Annotated in this window: 16 protein-coding genes; 9 read left to right on the top strand and 7 right to left on the bottom strand. The window is 45.6% G+C overall.

The window, feature by feature from the left end; translation table 11 throughout:
- The first annotated feature begins 127 nt into the window (after window positions 1–127).
- From VV1_RS11240 to purT, 7 genes are all read left to right on the top strand, one after another.
- Window positions 128–817, top strand: coding sequence for a DUF3334 family protein (locus VV1_RS11240; protein ID WP_011080251.1), 690 nt, complete (start codon window positions 128–130; stop codon window positions 815–817).
- 147 nt (window positions 818–964) lie between these two features.
- Window positions 965–1654: a DUF2786 domain-containing protein gene (locus tag VV1_RS11235; RefSeq protein ID WP_011080250.1), complete on the top strand. Its 690-nt coding sequence runs from the start codon at window positions 965–967 to the stop codon at window positions 1652–1654.
- 87 nt (window positions 1655–1741) lie between these two features.
- The gene (locus VV1_RS11230; RefSeq protein WP_026050560.1) at window positions 1742–2407 is read left to right on the top strand and encodes a YiaD family glycine zipper/OmpA-like lipoprotein; all 666 of its coding nucleotides are present in this window, start codon (window positions 1742–1744) and stop codon (window positions 2405–2407) included.
- A 92-nt stretch (window positions 2408–2499) separates the two neighbouring features.
- Window positions 2500–3504, top strand: a complete 1005-nt coding sequence (locus VV1_RS11225) for a J domain-containing protein (RefSeq protein WP_011150514.1) — start codon at window positions 2500–2502, stop codon at window positions 3502–3504.
- 171 nt (window positions 3505–3675) lie between these two features.
- Window positions 3676–3858: a hypothetical protein gene (locus VV1_RS11220; protein WP_011080247.1), complete on the top strand. Its 183-nt coding sequence runs from the start codon at window positions 3676–3678 to the stop codon at window positions 3856–3858.
- Between the two features lie 361 nt (window positions 3859–4219).
- Window positions 4220–5107, top strand: a complete 888-nt coding sequence (gene cdd, locus VV1_RS11215) for a cytidine deaminase (protein ID WP_013571574.1) — start codon at window positions 4220–4222, stop codon at window positions 5105–5107.
- 131 nt (window positions 5108–5238) lie between these two features.
- Entirely contained in the window at window positions 5239–6414 is a 1176-nt protein-coding gene (purT, locus tag VV1_RS11210; RefSeq protein WP_011080245.1) for a formate-dependent phosphoribosylglycinamide formyltransferase, read from the top strand.
- A 52-nt stretch (window positions 6415–6466) separates the two neighbouring features.
- On the opposite strand, the gene VV1_RS11205 is transcribed toward purT, so the two are convergent.
- Window positions 6467–7120, bottom strand: a complete 654-nt coding sequence (locus VV1_RS11205) for a thiopurine S-methyltransferase (protein WP_011080244.1) — start codon at window positions 7118–7120, stop codon at window positions 6467–6469.
- A 289-nt stretch (window positions 7121–7409) separates the two neighbouring features.
- On the opposite strand from VV1_RS11205, the gene VV1_RS11200 reads away from it, so the two are divergent.
- A complete protein-coding gene (locus VV1_RS11200; RefSeq protein WP_011080243.1) occupies window positions 7410–8186 on the top strand; it encodes a nucleotidyltransferase family protein in 777 nt (258 codons plus the stop codon).
- Window positions 8187–8283: 97 nt separating this feature from the next.
- Here the strand turns inward: VV1_RS11200 and ihfA are convergent, their stop codons facing one another.
- The 3 genes from ihfA to VV1_RS11185 all read right to left on the bottom strand — a co-directional run bounded on the left by ihfA (window position 8284) and on the right by VV1_RS11185 (window position 10357).
- Window positions 8284–8571: an integration host factor subunit alpha gene (gene ihfA, locus VV1_RS11195; RefSeq protein ID WP_011080242.1), complete on the bottom strand. Its 288-nt coding sequence runs from the start codon at window positions 8569–8571 to the stop codon at window positions 8284–8286.
- A gap of 415 nt (window positions 8572–8986) precedes the next feature.
- The gene (locus VV1_RS11190) at window positions 8987–9631 is read right to left on the bottom strand and encodes a cysteine hydrolase family protein (RefSeq protein ID WP_011080241.1); all 645 of its coding nucleotides are present in this window, start codon (window positions 9629–9631) and stop codon (window positions 8987–8989) included.
- A 12-nt stretch (window positions 9632–9643) separates the two neighbouring features.
- Window positions 9644–10357 (bottom strand): NUDIX hydrolase, encoded by a 714-nt coding sequence (locus VV1_RS11185; protein ID WP_011080240.1) that lies wholly within the window; start codon window positions 10355–10357, stop codon window positions 9644–9646.
- A 278-nt stretch (window positions 10358–10635) separates the two neighbouring features.
- Between VV1_RS11185 and pncB the strand changes: the two genes are divergently transcribed.
- The gene (gene pncB / locus VV1_RS11180; protein WP_011080239.1) at window positions 10636–11949 is read left to right on the top strand and encodes a nicotinate phosphoribosyltransferase; all 1314 of its coding nucleotides are present in this window, start codon (window positions 10636–10638) and stop codon (window positions 11947–11949) included.
- Between the two features lie 102 nt (window positions 11950–12051).
- Here pncB and pheT read toward each other — a convergent pair whose 3' ends face one another.
- The 3 genes from pheT to VV1_RS11165 all read right to left on the bottom strand — a co-directional run bounded on the left by pheT (window position 12052) and on the right by VV1_RS11165 (window position 16891).
- Window positions 12052–14439: a phenylalanine--tRNA ligase subunit beta gene (gene pheT, locus VV1_RS11175; protein WP_011080238.1), complete on the bottom strand. Its 2388-nt coding sequence runs from the start codon at window positions 14437–14439 to the stop codon at window positions 12052–12054.
- A gap of 18 nt (window positions 14440–14457) precedes the next feature.
- On the bottom strand, window positions 14458–15441 hold the full coding sequence (pheS, locus tag VV1_RS11170; RefSeq protein ID WP_011080237.1) for a phenylalanine--tRNA ligase subunit alpha: 984 nt from the start codon (window positions 15439–15441) through the stop codon (window positions 14458–14460).
- A gap of 334 nt (window positions 15442–15775) precedes the next feature.
- Window positions 15776–16891 (bottom strand): GGDEF domain-containing protein, encoded by a 1116-nt coding sequence (locus VV1_RS11165; protein WP_011080236.1) that lies wholly within the window; start codon window positions 16889–16891, stop codon window positions 15776–15778.
- Window positions 16892–17074: the final 183 nt, after the last annotated feature.

Here is a 17074-nt window from a genome sequence, read left to right as displayed (position 1 = left end):
CAACATTTAAAAAGGTGATCAAAACAGAATCTGAATGCAAAAATGAAAGTTGTACTTTCTTTTCCGGTGATACCCACCTAAAGTCATTGAAAGACCATATGTAAAGAACTTAAACAGAGCATTGATAATGAAAAAAAACAGAGTCGTTACGACCGAAGATATCTTGTTAAAACTGTGTCAGTCCGTATCTGGAGTGCTCACTTCTGCCACCTCTTCTCAAATTCACTATTCTGCAATGGTGCAGAAAATCAACAAAACCAGTCTAAAGCCTGATTTCGGCTGTTTTGTTCTTTTTGATGGTGGTTTTACTGGCCTTGTCGTCATCAACTTTACCGCAAAAGCAGCATTAGAGATTTACACCAATTACATGCGCAATATGGGCATGCCAGAAGAAGAACTGGCTGTGTTGCACACCTCCGATGAAGTGGGCGATGTGCTGGGTGAGTTGATGAACCAATTAGTCGGTGATTTCACCAATAAAATTCGCAAAGAACTGCAAACCAACATCACCCAAAATCAACCCAAAATGTTGTCTCTGAACAAACAGGTTATTCTTTCGGTGGATACCAACCTAGACCGCCCACAAGCGCGTCGCGTGACCTTCTCAACGGCAAATAACAACATCTTCTACTTAGAGCTTGCGATGGATAAAACTGAATTTATTCAGCTTGAAGATTTCGAAGTCGCTGAAGATGAGAATCCGGATGATATTTTAGAAGCGGCGCAAGCAAACATGCGCGGCAAGAAAGCAGAGAGCAACTCATCAGAAGAAGAATTAGACATTACCTCAGATTTGCTTGATGAACTGGGTATCTAAGCCTTTTCGCAACATCTAGCCCGCTAAAGCCGTGTCCACTGTGACACGGCTTTTTTGTCACCGCACCTCTCGCAAGGATTCAAATTTTGCCGAAAAAAAGGTATGATGTCCGACTTTGCTGATTGAGTTAGGTTTTTGCCATTGTCTATGGATAAACAAAAAGCGCTGAAGAAAATTGCCAAATGCCTAGAGCTAGGCAACTCCGCCAATGTCAACGAAGCGGCCAACGCGATTAAGATGGCGCATCGCTTGATGCTCAAGTATGGCCTCGACAAAGACGATATCGAGTTCATTAAGATGGGAAAAACTCAATCAACCCATCTTCTGCCTGCGAGTATCAGTTCCGTCTTACTGCGTGTTATTCGTGGCATCAATACCAAATTTGGTGTAGAAGCAGTGTTGCTTAACCATAAGGGACTCAAACGCTTAGAGTTTATTGGTGAAGCTGACCGTGCTATTTTCGCCGCTTTCGCCTTTGACATTATTTACCGTGAAATGAACGAAAGCACGGGCCAATTCCGCAATAGCTTTGCAGGCTCTGGCACCTCTTCACTTGAGGTGACACGCCGAGTCAACTCGTTTGTCTCTGGTTGGGTAGAGGGCGCATTGGAAAAACTGCCAGTGATCACGCCTGATGAAGAATCGGCTAACAAAATCAATAACTACATCGATAAAGAGTTCCAAAACATCGATCGTGAAACCTTTAAGCAGCAGTTGCGTGAGGCGATGAAAAATCTCACTGCCGATTACGAAGTGGGCCTGAAAAAAGGGCGCAAAGTGTCGGTTAACCGCCCGGTTGGTGGTGCTCAAGCAATGAAACAAATCGAAAAAAGATAACCTTACACTGACATTTCTCTCATTGACTTGCTGAATAATCCGCACGGAGGCAGCAGTTAGCCTCTGAATGTACATGGAGAGATGACTTTGAAAAAAGTTTCTATTGCTTTAGCGATTCTTCTGACTCTAAGCGGATGTCAGGCAACTCAACGTCAGAATGCAACCACTGGCGAATCTGAAACCAACTCAGCCACTAAAGGCGCACTGATTGGTGCGATTGCAGGCGCAGTCGCTGGCGCGGCAACGGGCGACAAAAAAGATCGTGGTAAACGTGCCCTGATCGGCGCAGCAGGCGGAGCCGCTATTGGTGGTGGTGTTGGCTACTACTTTGACCAACAAGAGAAAGCACTGCGTGAAGCACTGCTTAATTCTGGCGTTCAAGTCGAACGTGTTGGCGAAAATCAATTGCTGTTACGTCTTGAAAATGGCATCGGTTTCAGCTCAAGCTCTTATGCTCTGGATAGCAGTATTCACAATACCCTTAAAGGTGTGGCGCAAATCTTAGTTGAGTACCCAGATACCAGCTTAGTCATCGATGGTTTTACTGACAGTACAGGCAATGATGCCTCTAACCAAATTCTCTCTGAGCGTCGCGCAGAATCCGTCCGTAGCTTCCTGATTTCTCAAAACGTTGCTGCAGGCCGAGCCGTCGCACGAGGCAACGGTGAGCGCTACCCTCTTTGCACCAACAGCACTGCAGAAGGCCGAGCTTGTAACCGCCGTGTCGAGATACAAATCCTACCACTTAAGTAATAACGTAAATATGGCAATTTTGGCTTAGCTGCTGATTTCACATTAGGTTCAGTCTATAATTTGGGCTGAACCTAACCTCTAGAGATCCCATTTTGCGCAAACCCATTTTGCTTGTTACTTCGCTCATGTTCCTGATGCTTTCTTTTCGCTCTCATGCAGAAAGCACGCAGGAGTTAACAGCAAAAGCCAATCAGCAAGATCCCAAGGCACAATATCAGCTCGCTGTTCAACTCGAACAGCACCAAGATGACACGGCTTCTGTCGATGCTTTCTATTGGTACCAACAATCCGCTGAGTTAGGTTATGAGCCTGCGCAGTTTAAACTCGCACAAGCTTTAGAAAGTGGCATAGGGACGCAAGTCAATATTAAAAGCGCCGCAAATTGGTACCTCCACTCGGCACTCCAAGGTAATCAAGTTGCCCTGCTGCGTTTGGGCAATCTGTATGAACAACACGGCAATGAATTTAACAATCTTGACCTTGCTCAACAGTGGTTTGGTATTGCAGCCCAAACTAATCAGCAAGCTGATCAAGAATACAATCGCATACTTGAACTTAAATTCAACCAGTTGCGTGCCAAGCAAGTCTCTGCGATATCGCAGCTCGATAGTGCTTTGGCGGAACCCGTTGACGAGCATTCGCTCACATCAAACCAAACCAATTTCTCGCAAAAAAACAGTGCTTCTGTAGTCAGTGATTGGATCCCTATTGCTCTATTGCTCAGTGTTATTCTTGTAGCCGTCTCTTTAGCGCGCACAATACGAAGACGTCGACTCACTCAGCAAATAGACCGCGACTTAACACTAGAAAAGGAACTGAAAAGTCAGCAGTTCAGTAACAAGCAGTTAAAACGCCAGTTAGAAAAAGTCTTTAACGAGTACAAAAAACTGCAGAATCAACAAAAAAATCATAAGGTAGCGCTGGCTTGCGCGATGTTTGGTTACCTGCCAAGTAACATTCCTGATGAAAAGTCGATCAAAATTCGCTTCCGCCAACTATCGAAACTCTACCACCCAGATGCCAGGGGTAGTGAAGAGGAAATGAAGCGCCTAAACGGGGCATTAAAAGTACTATTACAAAATGTTACAAATAAGTAACACTGCAATTGTTGATATATCAATCAAAACGCGAAACACCCATATAATCTACTCTCGCAATCGATCACGCTCTCAAATTTTATTTACAGACATTTAACACCCATAGAAAAGTTATGGCATAATAGCGCCGCAAAATAACACCTAACCAAGACTCTAGGTGGGGAGAACGAGATGTTTACAATTGAAGGCACCTGTGATTGGTGCAAAAAGCCAAGAATGCTGACTAGACATGACTATCTTGATGGCAAATGCCATCACGCATGTGAAGAATGCAATGACATTGCAAAAATTGACGTACGCTTGTTTAACATTGGCGAACAACAGATGCGCGATCGTCAAATGTTAAGTTCATAGTGTTAAACAGCCATATTTTATCGTAAATAGACAAATCAATAAGCTTGGATAACCACACTAGGAATGAATCAAGCATCAATGGATGATTTCGATACCCTCTCTTTGCAGAGGGTATTTTTTTGTCGTCAGTTCCAGCTTCCCTATCGCGTCTTCTAACCATTATTATCTACAAACAGACAGCCGTTCGCATAACGAGAAATATTCAACTATCTTTCTGAAGCATTGTGCAATCGAATACATTTGTGACATCACTCTAATAATGCAACATAAACAACCGTTACATTGTTTATAGTGACAGGGATCACTGAAGAGTTTTCGTTCTTGCATAGAATAACCTTCCATGCAATTACAAGGATTCACCATGAAGAGTCGCTTTGAGAACGCGCTGGCAAGCGCACCAGAATCACTTTCACGCCATCTAGCGCCTATCATTTTGGCTGCTGACTTTGATGCTTCCCTTTCAACAGTTCAGTTTGATGAGTTACTCAAGCAAACAGGGATGACCGATAACCAACTACGTGTTGCGTTGCTTCCCTTTGCTGCCGCTTACTCTTACGCGCCCATCTCTGAGTTTTATGTTGGTGCGATTGTTCGTGGCCTATCTGGTGCTCTTTATTTTGGCGCGAATATGGAGTTTGATGGGGTCCAGCTTGGACAAACGGTTCATGCTGAACAATCGGCTATTAGTCATGCATGGATGAAAGGCGAGCAAGGTCTTTCAGACATCACCATTAATTTCAGCCCTTGTGGTCACTGCCGTCAGTTCATGAATGAATTATCCAGTGCCAAAGAGCTTAAGATTCAATTGCCAGAGCGCGAAGAAAAGAAACTACACGACTATCTGCCAGATTCATTTGGCCCATCAGATTTGGGCATCGAATCGGCATTAATGAGCCAAGTCCATCATGGTTTCGCCACTGAAGATGATGATGCCTTAATGCAACGTGCGGTTGAAGCCATGAACCGCAGTCATGCACCTTATACGCACAACTTGAGCGGTGTGGCATTGCAGACCGAAAGTGGACGCGTTTATCTGGGTGCATACGCCGAAAATGCCGCTTTCAACCCAAGCCTTCCACCACTGCAAGTGGCATTGATCCAGTTGCTTCTCGCGGGTGAGAGATTTGAAAATATTCAGTCTGCGGCGCTTGTTGAAAGCCATAAAGGCAAAATTAGCCACTTAGCATGTACCCAGTCCACACTGGAAGCCTTAAACCCCGATATTCCAGTGAGTTATCTCAGCTTATAGTGATATGTCGTCAGCCCTACTTTACGTAGGGCTTTCTTTAAAATCACAAAGCAAACGTTTGCTTTGCAGGTTAAATTGAGTATGATCGGCGGCAATTTTATTCTCTCTGATTACTTTTTAAAGGAAGCACTATGTTCGGTACCGCGACTCGCGAAAGCGCCACACGCGTATTACTTTTGGGCTCTGGGGAACTCGGTAAAGAGGTGGCGATCGAATGCCAACGTCTTGGGCTGGAAGTGATTGCCTGTGATCGCTACCCTGATGCACCCGCGATGCAAGTAGCACACCGCAGTTATGTTTTCGACATGTTAGATGCAAGCGAGCTAGAAAAAGTTATCGCCGCAGAACAACCTGCGTTTGTAGTTCCAGAGATTGAGGCTATCGCAACGGACAAGTTGGTAGAGCTCGAGGAACAAGGCTTAAACGTGGTGCCTAGTGCAAAAGCAACCAAACTTACAATGAACCGTGAAGGGATCCGTCGTCTAGCGGCAGAAGAGCTTGGCCTCACTACCTCACCATACCGCTTTGCAGACAACTATCAGCAATTTGTCGAAGCCGTTGAAGCGGTGTCGATTCCTTGCGTCGTAAAACCCGTGATGAGCTCTTCTGGCAAAGGACAAAGTGTCATTAAATCTCCAGCCGATATTGAGAAAGCATGGCAATATGCTCAAGAAGGTGGTCGCACTGGCGCTGGACGAGTGATTGTCGAAGGCTTTATCGACTTCGATTATGAGATCACTCTACTCACCGTTCGCGCAGTTGATGGCGTGCATTTCTGTGCTCCTATTGGCCATCGACAAGAAGATGGGGATTATCGTGAATCTTGGCAACCACAGCAGATGTCTGAAAATGCCATCAAAGCTGCCGAATACACAGCAGAACAGGTCGTCAATGCGTTAGGTGGCTACGGTATTTTCGGTGTAGAACTTTTCGTAAAAGGTGACAAGGTGATCTTCAATGAAGTCTCCCCTCGCCCACACGATACCGGGCTAGTAACACTGATTTCACAAGAAATGTCTGAATTTGCTCTCCACGTGCGTGCATTTACTGGCATGCCAGTGAACAAGATTGTTCAATACGGCCCTTCCGCTTCAGCGGTGATTTTGGGCAATGGTCAATCAGAGAACCTTCGCTTTGACGGAATGTCTGACGCGCTTGAACAACCGCAAACCCAGTTGCGTCTGTTTGGCAAACCCGATATTAATGGCCGTCGTCGTTTAGGTGTTGTGTTGACACGTCGTTCTAGCACTGAGAAAGCGGTGGATGCAGCAATAGAAAGTGCTAAGAAAATCAAAATCATTTACTGAACATCGTTTTTCGATTCAGCCGATTAAAAAGGGTAGCTCACGCTACCCTTTGTTATTTATCGTTTTCAATAACGTAGACTTCTTCGCTAAAGCGGCTTAAGCCTTGTTTTGCAATTTTGGGATGATGTTCATCCGCGATGTCTTGATACAAACGTGTCACATGCATGCCTGCAAATAAGTGTTCTATCTCTTCTTGAGTGACCGAAAACGGAGGGCCGGCCATCTCTTGCTGAGGGTAATCTAAACTCACCAGTAAAATACGCCCGCCAGGATTTAATAGACCACGAATGCGTTGTACATACTCCACTCGCATCTCTTCAGGCAACGCAATCAGAGCTGCACGGTCGTATATCAAATCTGCTTTACTGAGCGGAGCGGTGAAAAAATCCCCCGCGTAAATAGACAACTCATCAAACTGATATAGCTCATGTTGACCGGAAATCGGAGTCACCGTCGGAGTGTAGAAGTGCTCTGCAAAAAACGATCGCACGGCAATCAAACTGAGTTCAGCACCTTCAACGTGATCATGCTTCGTTGCCAACCACGCAAGATCTTCTGTTTTACCACAAAGTGGAACCAAAACCGTTTCTTCTCGCTTCGGTGCCAACGCAGACCAAAAACGGGTCAATAATGGATTAACGTCTTCCAAATGGAAGCCAATTTGGTTGCTAGCCCATTTGTTGTGCCAAAATTCTGCATCTCTCATCGTTATCTGTATCTTTCTTTTGAACTGACCTGCGCCATAGCCTAACCAATAATTAACATTGAAAACAGTGAAAAGTGGTTTTCGTTCATATTAAGTTAATCCTTGGAATGTAGAGTGTATGACTGAAATCTGGGGATTATGCAGTGTGTGACACTGTGCACATAAGAGAAACATATACACTTATCTTGATTGTTTCCTGACAGTGCGCCCCCATAACTTAAGTAACTTGACTGTGTTTTAGACCTTTTGACTCCCCGTTTACTAAAACAACGCAAGTTAAGGAGAGTGAATGAGCTTATTTCTTCGTACTACCGCATTGATGCTTTTGGTACTAAGCCGTGCACCTGCGTTTGCAGCCATTCCCACCGCGCCATCGAACCAAGAAAAACAGCGCGAAACAAGCCAAAATGAAGTGTGCTCAAAACTGTTTAAACACAGCTTGAGTGGTTTATACGGCATTCAATCCACTGATACGCAACCACTTCAACCCTACACTGATTTTGACGTGCTTTATAGTAAAGCGCACCAAGCGCAATTTGAGCTCGAAACCATCGTAAAGAGCACCGCACTGTTGACGGATACTCAGCCCTATTTTGCAGGCGTGAAATCACAACAACGCGCGAAACAGAAAATTGCTTTGGAACTTAATAATCAACCAGAACGCATTACTGACCTCGCTAGAGCAACCATTGTAGCCGACGACGTAGCAAGCCTTGTTAGTGCCTACGAGGCTTTAGAGCGAGAAACACGCATCGTCAAAGTGAAAAACCGCTTTAAGAGCCCAGGTGAGTCTGGGTATCGTGACCTCAACCTGCTGGTACAACTACCAAAGACCAACTTAGTTGCAGAAGTCCAATTGCACTTGAAAGCCATTGCAGATGTTAAAAGTGGCCCTGAACACGATTTATATCAGCAAATTCAAATGATGGAGAGACAAGCAGCAAGTGAAACGCGTTCACTGAATGATGTCGAGTTGGCGACCATTAAACGACTAAGAAGCCACTCAAAAGATCTTTACCAACAAGCGTGGCAACCTTATTTGACCACACACTTGGAAGCGGCTTAAGCGCTTAAGCAAATAAGCAAATAAGCAAATAAGTTAGATACCGCTGAAAAACGAAGACCACGCAATGCGTGGTCTTTCTGTATTCATAGTTCCATTACTATTTCAGATTTTCGACACGAGCTTTTAGCTTCTGGCCTGGTCTGAATGTGACAACGCGTCGTGCAGTAATTGGAATGTCTTCACCGGTTTTAGGGTTACGACCAGGTCTCTCGTTCTTATCTCGTAGATCAAAGTTACCAAAACCTGATAGCTTTACCTGCTCGCCATTTTCTAGTGCCTTGCGAATTTCTTCAAAAAACACTTCAACCGTGTCCTTGGCGTCCCGTTTACTAAATCCTAGTTTTTCAAACAGGTTCTCTGCCAAATCGGCTTTTGTGAGCGCCATAAAACTTTCCTCAAAGCTAAGTTATACCTTGCTACACAATGGGTAGCGCCAAAGCAATTTGCCCTACCAATCAACAACATATCGGGCTTACAACGGAAAGTGTATGCCAAGCTTCTGATTTACGCCAACTTTTTATTTGATCTAAATCGCGCATTGAATTCAAAAAGGCAGCGCTAGAGTGTCAATTTTTGAAGCAATTCAACAAAAAATGTAATAAAGCAAACACTTATAAAGATTAAAAAACCAAATCAAAGCAAAATTACGAAATTTTTATCTATTTGATATTTTCGTTAGCTATCGCATGTTTTTTCACCACCCTGACAAAACTTTCCGTTTTATCAGTAAGTTGCAACCGCAATAACATGCACATAATTAGGATAACACCCTAGCGATTTGTTTCAAAAATAGTCCTGCTTCACTCGTGCAGTTGTAGTTGATTCACATCGTCGATGCAGATGACGCCAAGCGCCGTCAGGTGGCTCACCACCTGAGGGTTATTTTCTGGAAACACTGCGCGAGTTGACGCCAAATTTAGAATCACCTTAAAGTCTGCGGCGACAAGCTGTTCAATGGATTTTTTCACGCAAAAGTCCAACGCCAATCCACCCACAAGCACAGTATCTATTCTGTGGGCACGAAGGAACTCAATTCCCCCTGTCGATAGCGTATCGGCTTGGTCATGATAAAACGCCCCGTATGGGTGGGCATCGGGATCAATACCTTTGTTCATTTGGAAATCGTACTCTCGAATAGCGGGTAAGCCCGGAAGCAATTCGACACCTTGCGTACCGACAATACAATGTGGATTCCATTTAATATCCACTTCCGGAAGGCCAACCGGCTCTAACATGTTTGCAGGCGTTTCAGCTTCCCACGCAGCTCCCGGAGGATGCATATCGCGCGACACTAACTTCAGCTTTGCTTTTGTATGATTCTGCTTTAACGCTTCAACAATCTCTAACGCACCGGAGACAGGAAGTTCATTGGGGCATAACTCACTAAACCCTTGTTGCGGATCCACGTCTAACGACGCTGTGCGATTTTTAAAGATATCTACCATGTTTAACTCCCTTTAACGCAAGCAAGTTTGAAAATAGGTTACGTGTTTATCCGCTAAGCTATAGACCTGAGCGGGTTTGCCTCCCTTCCCTTTGTTGGTCGAGGCAATTTTATTCGCGCTCACGATCACACCGGTGTCGATCAAACGTCGCTTGATCGTCATGCGGTTCACATCCACACCAAACTTGGCGTAGGCGTGAATGATGTCAGAAACGAGAAACTCTTTTTCGAGTGCAAACAAGACCACCGATGTGTATTCGATCGCGGCACGCAACTTGGTCCATGCGAGGCGAATTAAATCGGCATGGTCAAAGGCCAACGCAACTTCCCCTTGCAGCACCGACTCAAGCGCGAACCAAGCCAATTGTTGATCACACAAACCACAGTTTTGAATTTGTTCGATATTGGTTTGATTAAGTAGTGCATAGTGGGCGATGGTCACGCTCCAACCATGAGGATCGCGTTTTGGGTTACCATCCACCATCGGCTCACTGATGTAGTGAGGATAGGTATGAATTTTTTGCCGACAGATACGACGTCGCGCAGAATCAAAATCAGCGTCAGCGGGTTGTCCTCCCTCTTGGGATAAATCGTGTTCAAACACAAATCCTCCCGGAATAGACCACATGCCATGCTGTGGTCTCTCAGGATTGGTGCGCTTAATCAGCAGAACTTCCAGCCCTTTCTCACCTAGCTTCAGGCAAATCATGTCAATCGTAACAATCATACGGCAACTCTTAAATATCAAACTGGCACTACAATACTGAGACGATCCTATAGGGTCAATAGGAAAGTACACTTTTGTTCCTAACTTTGATTTATACCTAATCATTCAATTCCAGGCACGCCTCATCCGTCAAACATAAGAATCAAATTAGCCCGGCACATCCCTCGCCAGAGCATTGGATGTTAGTAACAAAAATTGACAAACCATACTCTCTCATTTAGAGTTCAGCACATTAACGAACAAAATGTTCTTAACCTAAACAGGGTGAAAACAGACACATGTGCGCGCCACTTTTTCAACCAGCCATTATTCAAAGTGTTCTTGATTTAGATGTGTATAAAATCAATATGATGCAAGCCGCGTATCGATTTTATCCTCAAACACAAGTGCGCTACGAACTGATCGTTCGCTCTGATGATAACTTGTCTGATTTAGTGGAAGAGGTTCGTGAGGAAATCAACCGCCTCGCAGAGCTTCGCTTTGATGCTGCCCAGTTGGCTTACTTGGCAGAGAAAGCGCCCTATTTAACGGCAGAGTTTCTCTCCTATTTAGAAACCTTCCGCTTCCACCCTCAGCAACAAGTCTCTGTCGGTATTTTCCGCACCGCACAGGGCGACTGCCAGCTCAGAGTCACCATAAATGGCATTTGGCACGAAACCATTCTCTATGAAACCTTAGTGATGAGTATTATCTCAGAGCTGCGCAATCGTCGTTATTGGGCACAAATACCCCAGTCTCAACTGCACAAAGTATTAGAGGACAAACTGGACTTTTTAGATTCGGAACTTAAACGCCGTAATATTACTAATTTCCGTTTCTCTGAGATGGGGACACGACGCCGATTTAGCTTTGCTGCGCAAAAAACGATGCTTGACGTATTGCGTGCACGAGTGCCAGAACTGCTCTTAGGCACCAGTAATTATCACCTTGCTCAAGAGTTCAATTTAACGCCAATTGGCACGGTCGCACATGAATGGACCATGGCACATCAAGCGCTTGTCGCTATTCAACACTCTCAGCGTGTCGCATTAGACAAATGGCTTGAGGCGTTTAATGGTAGTCTTGGTATCGCTCTAACCGACACCATCGGTATTGATGCGTTTCTTAGCGATTTTGACCTAGACAAAGCCACTGCCTATGCAGGCGTGAGACACGATTCCGGCAGTCCATTTGTTTGGGGAGATAAAATCATTGCCCATTACGAAAGTCTAGGCATCGATCCAACCACTAAAACCTTGATTTTTACCGATGGACTGGATTTTGCGCGTGCGCTTGATATTTGCGAGTATTTCGCCGGACGCGCACAGATAAGTTTTGGCATTGGCACTTTCCTCGCCAATGATATGGGGAATTGGACCAATGACAAAGGCACCCGTTACCAACCGATATCAATGGTGGTCAAGATGGCGGAATGTAATGGCTCCCCAGTGGCAAAAATCAGCGACGAGCCAGAGAAAGCCATGTGTGAAGACATCTTTTTCTTGATGAACCTCAAGCAACGCTTTGGCTTAGAAGTGGACCTTGATAAAGCGATCGAAACGCTAAAGCAGATGAAACGTCAGCAGAAAAAGCGCATTCAAAGCGTCGCTTAAAACAAATTAGCCCCTGTCCTCTCATGGCGCCTTTCGTGGCGATTAACGACAGACACAAAAAAACCTGCCAACTGGCAGGTTTTTTGTCTTCTATGTTTGAGATTAGTCGCGCAGTGACGCGCCAAACTTCTCAGACACATGTGTCACGATGGCATCTACCGCGCCTGCGATATCGGCATCTTCCAACGTGCGCTCGTTAGACTGTAGAGTCAAAGCGATTGCAAGGCTCTTCTTGCCTTCTTCAACGCCTTTACCTACGTAAACGTCAAACAGTTTTGCCGCTTTAAGGAACTCGCCGCCCACTTCTAGACACGCGTTAACGATGTCACCAGAAGCAACCGCTTCATCAACAACAACCGCGATATCACGACGGTTTGCAGGGAACTTAGACAATGCCACCGCTTCAGGGATCACTTTACGATTGATTGCAGACCATTCGATCTCAAACACAATTGTGCGACCATTTAGACCAAACTTGCGTTCTAGCTCAGGGTGAACCGTACCAATCACACCGATTTCTTTACCATCAACAACAATAGCCGCTGACTGACCTGGGTGAAGTGCTGGATGTTTTGCTGCAACGAAGCTGTATGCTTTGTCGTTTGCAGAAAGCTCAAGAATCGCTTCCACATCGCCTTTAAGATCAAAGAAATCAACCGTGTTGGTATCGATGTTCCAATGTTCTTCACTGCGAGTACCTGCGATAACACCAGCCAGCATTGGCTCTTGGCGCATGCCGTTTTCAGCCGTGTCACATGGGATGAAACGCAAGCCGTATTCAAATAGACGAACACGTGGTTGCTGACGCTTCTGGTTATGAACCACAGTGTTTAGCAAACCTTGAATCAAGCCAAGACGCATTGCTGACATTTCTGCAGAAATTGGGTTTGGCAGGATCAGCGCATCAACACCTGGAACAACCAATTTCTGTTGTTCAGGTTCAACAAAGCTGTAAGTGATCGCTTCGTGGTAACCACGGTCAACAAGCAGATCGCGAACACGTTTAAGAGGGATGTTCGCCTCTTGGTGATCGTGCATTTTCAGTGCGGCTGCTGGGTTTTGGTTTGGAATGTTGTCGTAACCGTAAATACGGCCAACTTCTTCCACCAAATCCTGCTCAATCGCGATATCGAAACGCCATGTTGGTGCCACAGCAACCCAACCTTCTGCGGTCGTTTCTACCGTCATACCCAGACGCTCTAGGATCTCAACCACGTCGCTGTCTGCAATGTGATGGCCTAGGAGGTTATCCAGTTTCGTGCGGCGCAGTGCGACTTTGTTTGGCTTAGGTAATTCCGCTTCAGATTCTACCGCCACAACAGGCGCAACTTCACCACCACAGATTTCAACAAGCAGTGCGGTTGCACGCTCCATTGCGCTCACTTGCAGTGCGTAATCCACACCACGCTCGAAACGCATTGAAGAATCCGTATGTAGACCGTAGCTACGAGCGCGGCCACGAATGTGGTCAGGTGCAAAGAAAGCACACTCAAGTAGCACATCTTTGGTTTCAGAGGTTACACCAGACTCTTCACCACCAAAGATACCCGCGATCGCCAGTGCTTTGTTGTGGTCTGCAACCACCAATGTATCGGCATTCAATTCTGCTTCGCTGCCATCAAGAAGGGTGATTTTCTCGCCCTGCTCTGCCAAACGAACCACGATACCACCGTCGATCTTCGCTAGATCGAAGGCGTGCATTGGCTGGCCTTGTTCTAGAAGAACAAAGTTTGTGATATCAACCACTGGATCGATTGAACGAATGCCACAGCGACGCAGTTTTTCTTGCATCCATAGCGGTGTTTTCGCTTGAACGTTAACGTTCTTCACCACGCGACCAAGGTAACGTGGACACGCGGCTGGCGCTTTCACTTCAATCGCAACGGTGTCATCAATAGAAGGCGCAACAGGAGCAACAGAAGGCTCAGTGACGTCAGCACGGTTGAGTACACCCACTTCACGCGCCATACCGCGAATGCTGAAACAGTCAGCACGGTTAGACGTCAAATCAACGTCTACGGTCACATCATTCAGTGCTAGGAAATCACGGAAGTCCATACCGATTGGTGCGTCGATAGCCAGTTCCATGATACCATCCGATTCCACATCGATGCCTAGCTCTGTGAATGAACAAAGCATGCCGTGTGAAGGCTGACCACGTAGTTTCGCTTTCTTAATTTTGAAATCACCTGGTAGCACAGCACCCACGGTTGCCACAGCCACTTTCAGGCCTTGACGACAGTTCGCTGCACCACAAACGATGTCCAAAAGCTCTTCTTCACCAACATCGACTTTGGTGACACGTAGTTTGTCTGCATCTGGATGTTGACCACATTCCACAACGTGACCAACTTTAACACCGTTAAAAGTGCCCGCCACAGGAAGAACATCGTCTACCTCTAGACCAGCCATAGTGATTTGGTGAGTAAGCTCGTCAGTAGTAACCGCAGGGTTTACCCACTCACGAAGCCAAGATTCGCTGAATTTCATTGTGCTTAAACCTCTGGATTACTTGAACTGTTTTAGGAAACGAAGATCGTTCTCGAAGAACGCTCGTAGGTCGTTCACGCCATAACGAAGCATGGTTAGACGCTCAACACCCATACCGAATGCAAAACCAGAGTATTTTTCAGGATCGATGCCAACGCTACGAAGTACGTTCGGGTGAACCATACCGCAGCCTAGTACTTCTAACCATTTACCGTTTTTACCTTTTACATCCACTTCTGCTGAAGGCTCAGTGAATGGGAAGTAAGACGGACGGAAACGGACTTCAACTTCCTCTTCGAAGAAGTTACATAGGAAATCGTGCAAGATGCCTTTTAGCTGTGCAAAATTCACGTTTTCATCCACCAGCATGCCTTCCACTTGGTGGAACATTGGCGTGTGCGTTTGGTCGTAATCGTTACGGTATACACGGCCTGGTGCGATGAAACGGAATGGTGGTTTACCATTTTCCATCGTACGGATCTGTACGCCAGACGTATGAGTACGCAACATCAAATCTGGATTGAAGAAGAAGGTATCGTGGTCTGTACGCGCCGGGTGATCTGCTGCGATGTTTAGCGCGTCGAAGTTGTGGAATGCGTCTTCGATTTCTGGGCCAGACTCAACGTTAAAGCCTAGTTCACCAAAAAACTGTTCAATACGCTCAACTGTACGCGTAACTGGGTGAAGACCACCATTTTCGATACGACGACCAGGTAGGGTCACATCGATGGTTTCTGAAGCCAGTTTTGCTTCCAATTCCGCTCTTTGCAGTGCGTCTTTACGAGCTGCTAAAGCGTGTTGAACAACCTCTTTGGCCTTGTTGATCTCTTGACCAGCTTCGCGGCGCTCTTCTGGTGGAAGTTTACCTAGGCTTTGTAGTTGAGCCGTTAGCTCACCTTTCTTACCTAGATACTGAACTCGCACTTCATCGAGTGCGACAAGCGACTGTGCGGCATCAATCGCAGCATTCGCGTTAGCAATGATCTCTTGTAGATGTTGCATCGTTTCCTCATCTACCTTCTGGTAGTGTCCATAAGGGAGTAATTGGTACTTTTTTGATAGCTGTACATAGTAGCTAAACCCGCCTCTAATGCCAAATTGAATTATTAAAAGAAGAGGTTATTGAGTAAAAAGACGCCAAATATCAAAAGAGGACAAAATCCCGGAGATTCGATTAATGGCATTTGGCTGAAAAAGAGGCGAAATGAACGAGAAGATAAGCGCAAGTTCGTGTCTGAACCATTAGCATCTAAACAGTTAGCATCTAAACAATTAGCATCCGAGCCATTTGCGCCTGAACCAAGATGGCCCAGACGCGAGTTGAGCGTGCTACGGACTAAGCGTTGAGTTGAGTCGCGTTAACGCAATTTTTACCGTGGTGCTTGGAGCGATACACAGAATCATCCGCGAATTGAATTAACTCTGTGTAGGTGCTCATCGCAGGCGTTCTTTCTGCCACTCCAACACTGATGCTGCCGCGCCATGGTTCCAAGCCTGTGGGGATAAGCAGATTGTTCACTTGTTGACGCACAAGCTCAGCGACATGCAAACCGCCCGCTAAATCGGTATTTGGACAAATCACCAAAAACTCATCTCCACCCAAACGACAAACAATATCGTCACTGCGGAAACTGTGTTTCAGCGTGTGCGCTAGCTCTTTCAACACCACATCCCCGGCTTCATGGCCGCAACTGTCGTTCACTTGTTTAAAGTAATCCGCGTCAATCATGATGCACACCAACGGAGCGTCAGCGAGAGACGAATCATTCCACAACTCTTTAAGCGTTTGAATGGCACAGCGACGATTGGGTAACTGGGTCAAAGCATCGGTATAAGAAAGCACTTCCAGTTGTTTATTGGCTTCAACCAGTTGCCGTGTGCGCTCCTCCACTTTTTCCTCAAGGTGCTGGTTGAGCGACAACAACTCTCGGTTACGCTCCGAGACTTGATTAAATAACGCGTTCAACGCATCAAGCAGTGGCTGGGTCGAAGAATCACTTTTTCGCTCTTCTTGTTCATAGGCTTGTTGCGGAGTAAGCCCTGATTTGATCGCTTCCACTTGTCTTGCCATATTTTGGTCAATACCCAAAATATGATAAGCCAACCAATGAATCAGGAAATGCAGTAATTGTTCTGCCGATTTTTTGTTTTCTTCCGAGATAAAGCTCTGCATGCCCATGATGTCAGACATGAAAGCGCGATGAATTTTGATATGGTATTGCAAATGCTCGTGATAGACACCCGCGTTACGCATCAAGTTTTCTTCTTCTTTGAAGTGAAACTCGGCGTAACGCGACAGCTCAAACAATGCCATTTGAATGTCTTGTATTGATATCGTATTTTCTGAAATCAGCTCACCGTAACGGTTGATAAAACCCACCAGATACTGATGTTGCTCATCAACATCTGCGATGCCCGTTTCAAAGTTTTTATCCCATTTGAATGAGTTCAATTGACAGCCCTTTAAAATGTGTCCGTTCTAACCGAACACTCTAAATCCACTCATTTTTAAGGGATTTTATAGTGAATACAGCGAAAGAGCTTTATAGAAATGTTGAAAAAATGAGGTAGATCTAATTTGAACCGATATCACAAAACTCAAATCAATAGCCCACCTCAATAGATAAGGGAAATC

This window comes from Vibrio vulnificus CMCP6 (assembly GCF_000039765.1).
Taxonomy (GTDB): Bacteria; Pseudomonadota; Gammaproteobacteria; order Enterobacterales; family Vibrionaceae; genus Vibrio; species Vibrio vulnificus_B.
Note: the sequence above shows the minus strand (reverse complement) of the source record. Positions and strands in the feature narration are given on the sequence as shown.

What these genes read in the sequence shown, in the direction of transcription:
- VV1_RS11205 (WP_011080244.1), bottom strand. Translation starts at nt 7,120, where the DNA reads ATGAGAGATGCAGAATTTTGGCACAACAAATGGGCTAGCAACCAAATT.
- purT (WP_011080245.1), top strand. Translation starts at nt 5,239, where the DNA reads ATGTTCGGTACCGCGACTCGCGAAAGCGCCACACGCGTATTACTTTTG.
- VV1_RS11235 (WP_011080250.1), top strand. Translation starts at nt 965, where the DNA reads ATGGATAAACAAAAAGCGCTGAAGAAAATTGCCAAATGCCTAGAGCTA.
- VV1_RS11185 (WP_011080240.1), bottom strand. Translation starts at nt 10,357, where the DNA reads ATGATTGTTACGATTGACATGATTTGCCTGAAGCTAGGTGAGAAAGGG.
- pheS (WP_011080237.1), bottom strand. Translation starts at nt 15,441, where the DNA reads ATGCAACATCTACAAGAGATCATTGCTAACGCGAATGCTGCGATTGAT.
- pncB (WP_011080239.1), top strand. Translation starts at nt 10,636, where the DNA reads ATGTGCGCGCCACTTTTTCAACCAGCCATTATTCAAAGTGTTCTTGAT.
- pheT (WP_011080238.1), bottom strand. Translation starts at nt 14,439, where the DNA reads ATGAAATTCAGCGAATCTTGGCTTCGTGAGTGGGTAAACCCTGCGGTT.
- ihfA (WP_011080242.1), bottom strand. Translation starts at nt 8,571, where the DNA reads ATGGCGCTCACAAAAGCCGATTTGGCAGAGAACCTGTTTGAAAAACTA.
- cdd (WP_013571574.1), top strand. Translation starts at nt 4,220, where the DNA reads ATGAAGAGTCGCTTTGAGAACGCGCTGGCAAGCGCACCAGAATCACTT.
- VV1_RS11200 (WP_011080243.1), top strand. Translation starts at nt 7,410, where the DNA reads ATGAGCTTATTTCTTCGTACTACCGCATTGATGCTTTTGGTACTAAGC.
- VV1_RS11190 (WP_011080241.1), bottom strand. Translation starts at nt 9,631, where the DNA reads ATGGTAGATATCTTTAAAAATCGCACAGCGTCGTTAGACGTGGATCCG.
- VV1_RS11220 (WP_011080247.1), top strand. Translation starts at nt 3,676, where the DNA reads ATGTTTACAATTGAAGGCACCTGTGATTGGTGCAAAAAGCCAAGAATG.
- VV1_RS11240 (WP_011080251.1), top strand. Translation starts at nt 128, where the DNA reads ATGAAAAAAAACAGAGTCGTTACGACCGAAGATATCTTGTTAAAACTG.